Origin of the sequence: uncultured Anaerococcus sp., from assembly GCF_963510575.1 — a bacterium.
Taxonomy (GTDB): Bacteria; Bacillota; Clostridia; order Tissierellales; family Peptoniphilaceae; genus Anaerococcus.
On the sequence record NZ_CAUPFR010000052.1, the window covers coordinates 1 to 11,478 of the forward strand.

At 34.3% G+C, this 11,478-nt stretch carries 17 protein-coding genes and 1 tRNA gene; 1 reads left to right on the top strand and 17 read right to left on the bottom strand.

What is annotated here, in order from left to right:
- Nucleotides 1–181 precede the first annotated feature (181 nt).
- Nucleotides 182–257: transfer RNA gene (locus RQ907_RS05115), tRNA-Thr, on the top strand.
- 189 nt (nt 258–446) lie between these two features.
- On the opposite strand, the gene RQ907_RS05120 is transcribed toward RQ907_RS05115, so the two are convergent.
- The 17 genes from RQ907_RS05120 to ribD form a co-directional block, all read right to left on the bottom strand.
- Nucleotides 447–929 (bottom strand): putative sulfate exporter family transporter, encoded by a 483-nt coding sequence (locus RQ907_RS05120; RefSeq protein WP_311492310.1) that lies wholly within the window; start codon nt 927–929, stop codon nt 447–449.
- A 136-nt stretch (nt 930–1,065) separates the two neighbouring features.
- Nucleotides 1,066–1,452 (bottom strand): putative sulfate exporter family transporter, encoded by a 387-nt coding sequence (locus RQ907_RS05125; RefSeq protein WP_311492324.1) that lies wholly within the window; start codon nt 1,450–1,452, stop codon nt 1,066–1,068.
- Nucleotides 1,453–1,510: 58 nt separating this feature from the next.
- Nucleotides 1,511–1,954: a Fur family transcriptional regulator gene (locus RQ907_RS05130; protein ID WP_311492311.1), complete on the bottom strand. Its 444-nt coding sequence runs from the start codon at nt 1,952–1,954 to the stop codon at nt 1,511–1,513.
- Between the two features lie 257 nt (nt 1,955–2,211).
- Nucleotides 2,212–2,595, bottom strand: a complete 384-nt coding sequence (gene rplL / locus RQ907_RS05135; RefSeq protein ID WP_311492312.1) for a 50S ribosomal protein L7/L12 — start codon at nt 2,593–2,595, stop codon at nt 2,212–2,214.
- 32 nt (nt 2,596–2,627) lie between these two features.
- The gene (gene rplJ / locus RQ907_RS05140; protein WP_311492313.1) at nt 2,628–3,176 is read right to left on the bottom strand and encodes a 50S ribosomal protein L10; all 549 of its coding nucleotides are present in this window, start codon (nt 3,174–3,176) and stop codon (nt 2,628–2,630) included.
- A 196-nt stretch (nt 3,177–3,372) separates the two neighbouring features.
- Nucleotides 3,373–4,086, bottom strand: coding sequence for a 50S ribosomal protein L1 (gene rplA / locus RQ907_RS05145; protein ID WP_311492314.1), 714 nt, complete (start codon nt 4,084–4,086; stop codon nt 3,373–3,375).
- Between the two features lie 36 nt (nt 4,087–4,122).
- The gene (gene rplK, locus RQ907_RS05150; RefSeq protein WP_004828830.1) at nt 4,123–4,551 is read right to left on the bottom strand and encodes a 50S ribosomal protein L11; all 429 of its coding nucleotides are present in this window, start codon (nt 4,549–4,551) and stop codon (nt 4,123–4,125) included.
- Between the two features lie 51 nt (nt 4,552–4,602).
- Nucleotides 4,603–5,187: a transcription termination/antitermination protein NusG gene (gene nusG, locus RQ907_RS05155; protein ID WP_311492315.1), complete on the bottom strand. Its 585-nt coding sequence runs from the start codon at nt 5,185–5,187 to the stop codon at nt 4,603–4,605.
- A gap of 7 nt (nt 5,188–5,194) precedes the next feature.
- Nucleotides 5,195–5,377, bottom strand: a complete 183-nt coding sequence (gene secE, locus RQ907_RS05160) for a preprotein translocase subunit SecE (RefSeq protein WP_311492316.1) — start codon at nt 5,375–5,377, stop codon at nt 5,195–5,197.
- Between the two features lie 8 nt (nt 5,378–5,385).
- Nucleotides 5,386–5,535 (bottom strand): 50S ribosomal protein L33, encoded by a 150-nt coding sequence (gene rpmG / locus RQ907_RS05165; RefSeq protein WP_004828827.1) that lies wholly within the window; start codon nt 5,533–5,535, stop codon nt 5,386–5,388.
- Nucleotides 5,536–5,621: 86 nt separating this feature from the next.
- Nucleotides 5,622–5,939 (bottom strand): aspartate 1-decarboxylase (aspartate alpha-decarboxylase), encoded by a 318-nt coding sequence (locus RQ907_RS05170; RefSeq protein ID WP_311492317.1) that lies wholly within the window; start codon nt 5,937–5,939, stop codon nt 5,622–5,624.
- On the bottom strand, nt 5,932–7,281 hold the full coding sequence (gene glmM, locus RQ907_RS05175) for a phosphoglucosamine mutase (RefSeq protein ID WP_311492318.1): 1,350 nt from the start codon (nt 7,279–7,281) through the stop codon (nt 5,932–5,934). The genes RQ907_RS05170 and glmM overlap by 8 nt, the downstream gene beginning before the upstream one ends.
- A 114-nt stretch (nt 7,282–7,395) precedes the next feature.
- Nucleotides 7,396–7,992, bottom strand: coding sequence for an HAD family hydrolase (locus RQ907_RS05180; protein ID WP_311492319.1), 597 nt, complete (start codon nt 7,990–7,992; stop codon nt 7,396–7,398).
- The gene (gene ribE / locus RQ907_RS05185; RefSeq protein ID WP_311492320.1) at nt 7,989–8,450 is read right to left on the bottom strand and encodes a 6,7-dimethyl-8-ribityllumazine synthase; all 462 of its coding nucleotides are present in this window, start codon (nt 8,448–8,450) and stop codon (nt 7,989–7,991) included. Before ribE ends, RQ907_RS05180 begins: the two co-directional genes overlap by 4 nt.
- On the bottom strand, nt 8,450–9,655 hold the full coding sequence (gene ribA, locus RQ907_RS05190) for a GTP cyclohydrolase II (RefSeq protein WP_311492321.1): 1,206 nt from the start codon (nt 9,653–9,655) through the stop codon (nt 8,450–8,452). The genes ribE and ribA overlap by 1 nt, the downstream gene beginning before the upstream one ends.
- A 1-nt stretch (nt 9,656) precedes the next feature.
- Nucleotides 9,657–10,271: a riboflavin synthase gene (locus RQ907_RS05195; RefSeq protein ID WP_311492322.1), complete on the bottom strand. Its 615-nt coding sequence runs from the start codon at nt 10,269–10,271 to the stop codon at nt 9,657–9,659.
- Complete coding sequence (gene ribD, locus RQ907_RS05200; protein ID WP_311492323.1) at nt 10,249–11,325, bottom strand: bifunctional diaminohydroxyphosphoribosylaminopyrimidine deaminase/5-amino-6-(5-phosphoribosylamino)uracil reductase RibD; 1,077 nt, start codon at nt 11,323–11,325, stop codon at nt 10,249–10,251. Before ribD ends, RQ907_RS05195 begins: the two co-directional genes overlap by 23 nt.
- Nucleotides 11,326–11,478: the final 153 nt, after the last annotated feature.

Here is an 11,478-nt window from a genome sequence, read left to right on the forward strand (position 1 = left end):
GATTGTACCAATGTTAATATGTGGTTTGCTTCTTTCAAATGTTTGTTTGCTCATTAAATCCTCCTAATGTACTCATATACATTATTTTACCATAATTATATTAAAAATTCTATTAATTTCATGAAATTTATTTTATTTATATCCTTGCTTTTCTAAAAACCGATTGTATAATAAGAAGTGTGCCACTTTAGCTCAGTAGGTAGAGCGCTTCCATGGTAAGGAAGAGGTCCTCGGTTCAATTCCGGGAAGTGGCTCCATTTTTTTACCAATTTTTATGAATTATTATAAATCCATTAATAAATTATTTTAAATATTCTATCTTCAATCATATTTTTCGATATAATTTTCAGGTCAATTAGTAACTACTATTGATATATTAATTTAATTATAGATAGATTTTTTATAAAGTAAAATCAGGTAATTTTCTAATCACCTGATTTTTAAATTTACATTAAAACCATAAAATATATTACAGCAATAGCCACAATTATGACAAGAAGAGAAATAATAAAGCCATGAAGCATTGGGTTTATGCCTTCTTTCTTCATATCTCTATACTTTGTGTTTAGACCAATGGCCGCTAGGACTGCCACCATTAGGAATTTTGAAATTACCTTTAAGGTTGTTGAAAGATCGTCTGATATACAACCTAAGAATTTAAGCATTACCATGAACAAGAATCCTATTATAAAAAATGGAAGTATAGAAAATGTTGAAAATTTCTTTTCTACATATTCTTTACCATGTTTTTTTACTTCCAACCTATGGTGTATCATCCTAAAAATTAGTACTACTAGAATAATTGAAAGTGTTCTTGTGAGTTTTACCATGGTTGCAAAATCACCTGCTGCAGCAGAAAAGGCATAACCAACTGCTAATGCACTTAATGTATCATTTATAGCTGTTCCAGTCCAAAGCCCATAGGCCAATATCCGAAAGACTCATAGCCATACCAATAATAAGAAAGGCCACCATCATTAAAATATCAAATGAAAATGTAGCACTCAATGCAAATATATCTGTATCTTCTGCTTCTATTACTGGAGCTATAGATGCAATTGCAGATCAACCACAGATGCCAGTTCCAGCTGATATAAGGTTGCTCATCTTCCAATTAAGACCAAGAGCCTTGCCAATAAAATAACCTAAACCAAAGCAAGTTAAGAGGGTAAAAACCATTACATAAATTGATAGCTTTCCTACATTTGATACTATATTAATATTTAAACTTGCTCTAAAAAGTATAATAGCGAATTTTAATAGTCTTTTAGAAGTAAAAGCAATTCCTGGGCTTAAAACCTTGTTGATATCTATTATATTATTTAAAAACATACCTATAAATAAGGATATAACTGATTCCCTTATAATGTGCTTAGGTAGAAGATTTTCTATAAATCGAACAACATATGCAATAATTAGAGCTAAAATTTTGCCTGGTAAGTATAATATTATTTTTTATGTTCATCCTCAATTAATCAAATAAAAAAAGCGTTAAATAACGCTAAATTTATTATTTACAATCAGGACAGATTCCCCTGTATATTACTTCAGTTGTGTCTATAGTATAATCTTTTAGTATATCGGGTTTTGCAATATCTAGAATTTCTAAATCCTTAATAACCCCACAAGATTCGCAAATAAAATGACCATGGCTAGGTCTTTTAAACTCATATCTTTTAGATGCCATGTTAAAATCAAGTTCCTTTACAAGCTTATGCTTGACAAAAAGATTTAAACTGTTATAAACAGTTGCCTGACTAATAACAGGATCCTTAGCCATTAAATCTTTAAAAATCTTTTCTGCTGTTGGATGAATAGGATGAGTTATCAAATAATCCAAAATCAGAAGTCTTTGATGTGATATTCTTATTTTATTATCCTGAAGGATTTGTTTAAGCTTACCGATTCTTTTATCGTAGTCTTCTTCTCTTAAACTTTCTAATAAATCGTGCATATTATCCCAAACCTTTCTAGAAAGTAATATACGCTAAAATGTCTATTTGTCAATCATTTGGGAATGATTCTCTAAATCAGCAACACTCCTAAATATATTTTTTTCTGTCCTATAACTAATAATTTTCCATTATTTATGGTAAGTATTACCTATTATTCACTTAAAAATTTTACTTATAATTACTAGCAAAAAACCTCCCAAAAACTATGATGGGAGGTTTAGCTAGGATTAACCTAGTGATGTTTAATTAAGCTAAATTAAGCAAGTTCTACTTCAGCGCCTGCTTCTTCTAGAGCTGCTTTAACTTCTTCAGCTTTATCTTTTGCTACGCCTTCAAGAACGTTAGCTGGAGCACCATCAACTAAAGCTTTAGCTTCTTTTAGACCAAGACCAGCTAAGTCTTTAACTACTTTGATAACGTTGATTTTTGATTGACCAGCTGATTTAAGAACTACGTCAAATTCAGTTTTTTCTGCTGCTGCTTCACCAGCTGCTCCGCCTGCTGCTGGAGCTGCTACTGCTACTGCTGCTTGTGCAGATACGTCAAATTCTTCTTCGATTGCTTTAACTAGTTCTGAAAGTTCAAGAACTGTAAGATTTTTAATTTCTTCTAATAAGTTTGTTACTTTTTCTGATGCCATTTTAATTCTCCTTAAATTTTATTGTTATTTTATTATGCTGCTTCGTTTTCTTTTTTGTTTGCCACTTCATTAAGGGCAATAGCAAGTTTAGAAATTGCGTTATTAAGATCTCCGGCAAGAGTTCTGATAGGTGCTTGTAGTACATTTGCAAGCATTGAATGTAATACTTCTGTAGCTGGTAATGTAGCTATTGCCATCATTTGTTCGCCATTTTGATATTTACCTTCAACTATACCTGATTTTAAAACTAATTTTTCTTCATTTGCTTCTTTTTCTTTTCTGTAGTCAACTGCAATCTTTGGACCATCTACTAAGTCATGTTTTGAAAATACTAGGGCGTTAGATCCTTTTAAATCTTCAATTAATTCATCATAACCTAGTTCTTGGAAAGCAAATCTCATCATTGTGTTTTTGTAAACTTTATATTCAGTTTCTTTTTCTCTGAATTTGTTACGCAAATCTGTGATTTCCTTAACGTCCATGCCGTTAAAACCAACAAGTGTTACTGATTGTGAACCCTCGATTTTAGCTTTGATTTCGTCAACTATCAACTGTTTAGCTGCTATAGCTTTGTCGCTCACTTTTTCACCTCCTAAGGCTAATGGTAGGTATTTAAAAACCCCACTTATATAGACGCCTTAATAGCGCCTACATCGGTGGGGATGTAGTTAATTTCTCCCACCTATACGCAATAATTAAACATTTCAGTCTGCGTAGTCTTTGGTAGCCTGTTTATTTGACCTATATATTATATCACCAATTTGGTTATAATGCAAATTATTTTGTTTCTACTAATTCGCTTGCTCTACTTGCTTGTAGTTTTACACCAGGTCCCATTGTTGATGCAACGGTAATTGATTTGATATATTTTCCTTTTGCTGCTGCTGGTCTTGCCTTTACAACTTCTGTTATTAGAGCTTTGATATTTTCAGCTAATTTTTCAGCACCGAAAGATACCTTTCCAGCTGGAACGTGGATTAAGTTAGCCTTATCTGTTCTATACTCAACCTTACCAGCTTTGATGTCTTCTATGGCTTGTTTGATGTCGTTTGTAACAGTACCTGTTTTTGGGTTTGGCATTAGGCCTTGAGGACCAAGTACCCTACCTAGTCTACCAACTGTAGCCATCATATCAGGTGTAGCTATTACTACATCAAAGTCTAACCAACCTTCTTTTTGGATTTTTTCAGCATATTCTTCATTACCAGCAAAGTCTGCGCCTGCTGCTAGTGCTTCGTCAATTCTATCTTCTTTAACGAAAGCAAGAACTCTTTGTACCTTACCTGTTCCGTGTGGCAAAATAACTGTACCTCTAACTTGTTGGTCAGCGTGTCTACTATCTACACCTAAACTGAAGTGAATTTCTACAGTTTCATCAAATTTTGCCTTAGCAGTTTTTTCAACAATTTCTAGAGCTTCATTTAATTCATATTCTTTTGTAGAATCATATGAAGCTTTTGATTCTATATATTTCTTTCCTCTTTTAGCCATTTAATACCTCCTGTGGTTAACGAGTAAACTCTCCCACTAATCTTCTACAGTGACTCCCATACTTCTTGCTGTTCCAGCTATCATGCTTACTGCAGCTTCTAGGCTTGCAGCGTTAAGATCTTCCATCTTAGTTTTAGCAATTTCTTCAAGTTGGCTTCTCTTGATTGATCCAACTTTATTTTTGTTTGGTTCACCTGAACCCTTTGCTAGGTTGATAGCTTTTTTGATTAATACTGGTGCTGGTGGTGTTTTTGTTATAAATTTGAATGTTCTATCCGTAAAAATAGTCATTTCAACCGGTATAATCATTCCAGCTTGGTCAGCTGTTTTAGCATTAAATGCTTGAACAAATTCCATTATGTTGATTCCGTGAGGACCTAAAGCAGTTCCTACTGGTGGTGCTGGTGATGCAGCCCCTGCTGGTACTTGTAGTTTTACTATCGCTTGTATATCTTTTTCTGCCATAATTTACCTCCTTGTGGTGATTCGGGTTACCCCTCCCACTGTTTAGCAGTACTAAATTTCTTCAATATCACTATATTCTAGGTCTATGAGTGTATCACGACCAAACATATCTACATATGCTTTTATAATGCCCTTTTCCATATCAATTTCTTCGATTTTCGCAACAAAGTCTTTGAATGGGCCAGCAATGATATTTACATCATCTCCTGGTTTTACATTGATATTAAATACAGGTTCTTTTTCCTTTACGCCGAATTTTCTAACTTCAGCTTTAGTTAATGGAACTGGATCCCCATCAGGACCAACAAAACCTGTAACACCTTGGGTATTTCTTATAATATACCAAGATTTACTTGTAACGTTCATTTTTACCATTACGTAGCCAGGAAATAACTTTCTAGTCTTTACTTTCTTATCGTTGTTCTTAACCTCGACATATTCCTCAGTTGGTACAGTCACATCTACTATGTCCGGGTTTTGCTCATTATCAATCATCATTTGAATCTTGTCAGCAACCCTATTTTCATAGCCTGTATAAGTGTGAACTACATACCACCTGGCATTTTTTTCTATCTCGGTTAATAAAGCTTCCTTTTCTTCTTCTTTATTAGGTTCAAAGTTTAAAGAATCAGTCATTGTCCACCTACAATATTGTTGATAGTAGGAAATGGAATATCTTATCAAGACACCAAATAGCAACACCTGTCACCGCACTGATGGCGATTACTAACAAAGTGTACTCTAAAGTTGTCTTTTTGACTGGCCATTGAATCTTCTTGAACTCTTTGCTTACTCCAGAGAAGAAAGAATCTTTTTTCTTAGCCATTGTATCTCCTACCTTGTTTCTTTATGAACTGTGTGTTTTTTGCAGAATGGGCAGTATTTCTTAAGCTCAATTCTCTCACTATGATGGGTTTTGTTTTTTGTTGTATCATAGTTTCTGTTTTTGCATTCTGTGCATTCTAATTTAACTTTAACTCTCATAAAACACCTCCTATTTGTCTATACGGATACTTCCATACAATGATATATATTACCTGCTAAGTCCATTCTTGTCAACACTTTGCTTGCTATTTTAAGATTTTTTTCACAAATTCTTCTCTTTTTTTCACAAGCAATTGTCTTAAATCGTCCAAATCGTGGTTAGAAAAACAAGTATCGCTATAAGAGAGTAATATATCTTCTATATCATCAAACTCATATAGACCTTCCTCTTCAAACCTGCCTAAATACTCATCCTCCCTGTCATAATAAACTAAGGGTGGATAGGCCTTAAGCTTTGATGTATCAAAAGCAACATAGGATTCTTTGGCAAAAACCCTGCCTCTAACAATTAGAAAACTCTCTCTTATATCAATTTCTCTTCCACTTTTACAATCTTTAATCAAGGCTGAGGCCATTTTCCTTAATGGTATTGACTATTTCCATAGCAGAATCATTTGCAATTTCTTCTGTCTCAGCTTCTACCATTACCCTTATAAGTGGTTCTGTTCCTGATTTACGGACTAAAACCCTGCCTGAATTTTCAAGTTCTCTTTCTATTTTTTCTACACTTGCCCTTACTTTTTCGTTGTCCAAAACAGTGTTTTTATCCTTAACTCTCACATTTATTAAAACTTGAGGGTAGATTTTCAGGTCACGCACTAGACTCTTTAGGTCATTTTTAGATTCAATCATAGCTTCCATTATTTTTAAAGAAGTTAATATACCATCGCCTGTATTGGCAAATTTCTTCAAAATAATATGTCCAGACTGTTCACCACCTAATTCTATATCTTTTTCATACATACGATCGTGAACATTCTTATCACCAACATCAGTTTTTTCGTAATTAATTCCTAATTTGTCAAAAGCCTTATAAAGTCCAATATTTGACATAACAGTTGTGACTACTGTGTTTGAATCAAGGGCATCGTCTTTTTTCAAATAATTTGCTAGTATATAAAGTATAGAATCTCCATCTATTATATTTCCCTCATTATCAACAGCTATACACCTGTCGCAGTCACCATCAAAGGCAAAGCCCAAATCAAGTTTGTTTTCAACTACGTATTTTCTCAACCCATCTATATGGGTAGAACCAGCATCCCTATTGATATTAAAACCATTTGGTTCTGCATTTATAAGAAATGTGTCGGCTCCAAGGGCATCATAAACTGGTTTTGCTATAGTAAAGGCTGCACCATTTGCACAGTCAAGTCCAACTTTGATTCCCTCAAAAGACTTGGTTACTGTTTGTATAAGATAAGCGATGTACCTATTACGGCCTCCAATATAGTCAACTGTCCTTCCTATATCCTCGCCAACTGCTAGGTCAATATCTTCTATGTTGCTATCAATATATTCTTCTAGCTTATAAAGGAATTCATCCTCCATTTTTTCGCCTTTACTATTTATAATTTTTATACCATTGTCATAATAAGGATTGTGGCTAGCTGTTATCATAATTCCACAATCAAAATCTTCTGTCCTTGTAATATATGAAACTGAAGGAGTTGGTGTAACGTGTAGTAGGTGGGCATTTGATCCTGATGAAGTAATACCAGCTGATAGGGCATCTTCAAACATATAAGATGACCTTCTGGTATCCTTGCCGATTAGGATTTTTCCGTGGCCCTTATTCTTCTTTGAAAAATAATCTCCTATAAATCTACCAATTTTAAAAGCATGGTAAACATTAAGGTTTTTATTAGCCTCACCCCTAAATCCATCTGTACCAAAATATTTCATAGTTTCTCCTCTCGATTATTAATTCTCATACTTTAATTATACTGCTATATACAAGTTTAGAAAATCATATTACTTATAAGAAAAAATCCTGCAAGGAACCCTGCAGGAAATTATTTATAAAATATTTTTTAATTCTGTGATTGAGGATATATTTTTATAGGCTCCCTCTGACTCTGCTAATGAACCATATCCATAAGTCGCAAAGATAGTCTTTTGTCCATTTTTAAGGCCCGCTTCCATATCTTCCCTGCGATCTCCTATCATTATATATTCTTCTTTTAGCTCTCTTCTTAGGATTTTGTACTTGTCTAAAAAGTTATAATCTTCTCCAACAAAATATTTAGAAAAATACCTATCAAGACCAAATTTTTCCCTAGCTGCATCCATATAAACACGTCTGCATTTAGAAAGTATATAAAGATCATACTTATTTTTTAGGTAAGCTAGGGTTTCAATGGCACCTGGAAAAAGTTCGCCTTCTTCCTCCATATATTTGATAATCCTGTCTCCATTTTTCTTTATATAGGGTGTTTTATCAGAATCATCCTTTAAAATTATATCCCAAACTTCTTTGGGTCCCATGCCTATAAAAGATTTAAAATCAAAATCATTTACATCTAGGTTTAAGTCAGCTAAACTTTCAGTGATTGCTTTTTTGTAGGCGATTTCTGTCTTATGGATTGTCCCGTCAAAATCAAATACTAAGATCATATAAGGTCAACTAGGTTAGCCATTTCTATTGCGGATATAGCAGCTTCAGCTCCCTTATTTCCGGACTTAACACCAGCTCTTTGAACAGCTTGGTCGATATTATCTGTAGTTACAACACCAAAAATAACTGGTTTTTCGCTTTCAAGTCCAACACTAGCCACACCCTTTGATACTTCTGCACAAACATAATCAAAGTGTGGTGTATCGCCTCTGATAACTGCTCCCAAGCAAATTACGGCATCTACATCTTCTTTTTTTGCAAGTTTTTTAGCTACAAGTGGGATTTCAAAAGCACCTGGGACCCTAACTATAGAAATCTCTTCATCCTTAACTTCATGTCTTTTTAGGGCATCTAGACAACCTTCAAGTAACCTATCTGTTATAAAGTGATTAAACCTCGCAACAACTATCGCATATTTTTTATCTTTTGAAACTAAATTTGCACTGTATTCACGCATTACTTATTCTCCTTAAATTCTCTTAATTGGTGACCCATTCTAACCGCTTTTACCTTTAGGTAATTTCTATCAATGTCATTTGATTTTATTTCTAAAGGCCTTCTCTCACTTACTTTTACTCCATACTGCTCAATCTGCTTTACCTTGTCAGGGTTATTTGTCATAAGCTTTACAGATTTAACTCCTAATTTTTTTAAAATTTCTGCAGCAACCTTATAGTCCCTCATATCATCAGGAAAACCTAGTTTCCTATTGGCATCAACTGTGTCAAATCCATGTTCTTGGAGTTCGTAAGCCTTAAGTTTGTTAAACAAACCAATACCACGTCCTTCTTGACGCATATAAAGTAATACACCTTGTCCATTTTCTTCAATAGTTTTTAGAGCCTTGTGGAGTTGGTTACCACAATCGCATCTTCTAGATCCCAAAACATCTCCTGTCAGGCACTCTGAATGAATCCTGGTTAGGATATTTTCTCCCTTAATATCCCCTTTTGTTAGGGCAATGTGTTCCTTGCCATTTTCTGGATCTATGAAACCAATCGCAGTAAATTCTCCATATTCTGATGGAAGCTTAACAGGATTTGTCATCTCAAGGTCAAATGTCTTATTTTCTCTGATATAGGCTTGAAGTTCAGCAACGCTTGTCATAACAAGACCTAGTTTATCGGCAAGTTTTACAAGGTCTTCTCCCCTCATCATATGGCCATCATCAGCCATAATTTCACAGCAAAGCCCAACTTCTTTCATTCCGGCAAGCTTCATCAAATCAATAGTTGCTTCTGTGTGTCCATCTCTTTCAAGAACTCCACCCTTTTTTGCCACAAGAGGAAAAACATGACCTGGTCTTCTAAAATCTTCTGGTTTTGAAGAAGGATTTACAAGATTTCTTATAGTATCAGCCCTTTCAAAAGCAGAAATACCTGTTAAAGTATTTACATGGTCAATAGAAACTGTAAAGGCTGTTTCATGGTTATCTGTATTGTTATTTACCATTGGTGTTAACTTTAAATTATCAGCAATTTCCTTTCCAATAGGTGTGCAAATTAGACCCCTACCATATTTCGCCATGGTATTTATCATTTGACCTGTAACATTTTCTCCTGCACAGATAAAATCACCTTCATTTTCTCTTGACTCATCATCTATAACTATGATTAATTCATTATTTCTTATAGCTTCTATAGCTTTTTCTATATTTGTCATCTTAGCTTAGGCCTAATAGGGAACCTAAATCCTCCTTTTTATCATTTCTATATAATTTTTCTACAAAACGTCCAATAATATCTGTCTCAATATTAACTAAATCACCAATTTTTTTGTATTTGAAATTTGTATTGGCAATAGTTTCAGGAATAAGCGAAACCTCAAAAGTATCAGCACTTTCAAAAGAAACCGTAAGAGATATCCCGTCTATACAAACAGACCCCTTATTCACAATATATTTGCATACTTCTCTGCTAGTTTTAAACCTGTAAACATTTTTATTTATACCTATAAGTTTGCCAACTCCATCAACGTGGCCCTGGACAATATGACCATCAAGTCTATCAGCAAATCTCAAAGCCCTTTCTAGATTTACATACTTGCCCAAAATAGCCGGGCTATATTTTGTCTTGTCAAGACTTTCCTTCATGAGGTCTGCCTTATAATAATCATGGCCAAATTCCACAACAGTCAAACACACACCATCAGTCATTATCGAATCACCGATTTTTAAATCTTCTAAAACTCCCTTACAAGTGATTTTTATTTCTACATGGTCGCTTTTTTGTCTAAATTCGGTGACCTTACCTAATTCAGATGATATTCCTGTAAACATTAGCCACCTCAACCATAAGATCCTTGCCAAATCTCTTTACATTTCGTATTTCAAATTTTTCAGCATCTTTAATCTCGCTTACACCTTGGCCAAGAAAAGCTGACCTAGAGTCCTTACCTCCAACAAGTATTGGTGCAATAAACTCATAAATCTTATCAACCAGGTCACTTTCCAAAAAACTCGTATTTATCATTGACCCACCCTCAACAAGAATTGAGGATATATTCATCTTATAAAGTTTATCTACCAAATCATTTAGGTCCAATCGACCATTTTTTTCCTTGCAAAAAATTTTTTTTGCCTTAACTTTCAAATCTTCTTCTGATGTGGTTGCTATAAAGGTTTCCTTATCGGAATCCAGGTTAAAAATACCTAAATTACTATCAAAATCTAAGTCATTTGAAACTATAATCCTTACCGGGTCAACCCCACCATCAAGCCTACAATTAAGTCTAGCATTGTCAGTAAGAAGGGTGTTTTTTCCAATTAAGATAGCATCATAATCATTTCTTAACTTATGGACATAAGCTCTAGATTCTTCCCCACTAATCCGTTTTGAGTCAAAATCTTTAGTTGCAATCTTGCCATCAAGACTCATGGCGTATTTTAGACTTATAAGGGGCCTATGGTATTTCATATTGAAGAAAAACTTCTCATTTAAAAGCCTGCCCTCATCTTCTAAAACACCTGTAATTACTTCAATACCAGCATCTCTCATTTTTTGAATACTAGCTACTTTTGGATTGGTATCAAGGTTTGAAATTACAACTTTTTTCACTCCCTGCCTTATAACTTCATCTACGCAAGGGGGATTTTTCCCAAAGTGGGAACAAGGCTCAAGATTTACTACCATAGTAGCTCCTCTGGGATCAGCCTTGGCATTTTTAAAGCAATCCACCTCGGCATGGTCTTTGCCAAAACCATGGTGGTAGCCTTTGCCAATTATTTCCCCATCCTTAGTAAGGATTGCTCCTACCATAGGATTGGTTAAAACTTTACCAGCCCCCTTGGACGCCAAAGCAAAACATTCTCTCATTAATTTTTCATAATTCAATCTATCACTTCCTTTTCGGGAACTAAAAAAGTCCCCTTTCAGGGACTAAAATTCAAAGTAAATACAATCAAATATAATACTTCTTCCATCCAGACTATACTGTCGGTATCGGAATTTCACCGATTCGGCTTTCGCTCGCAGACTATAACTGCC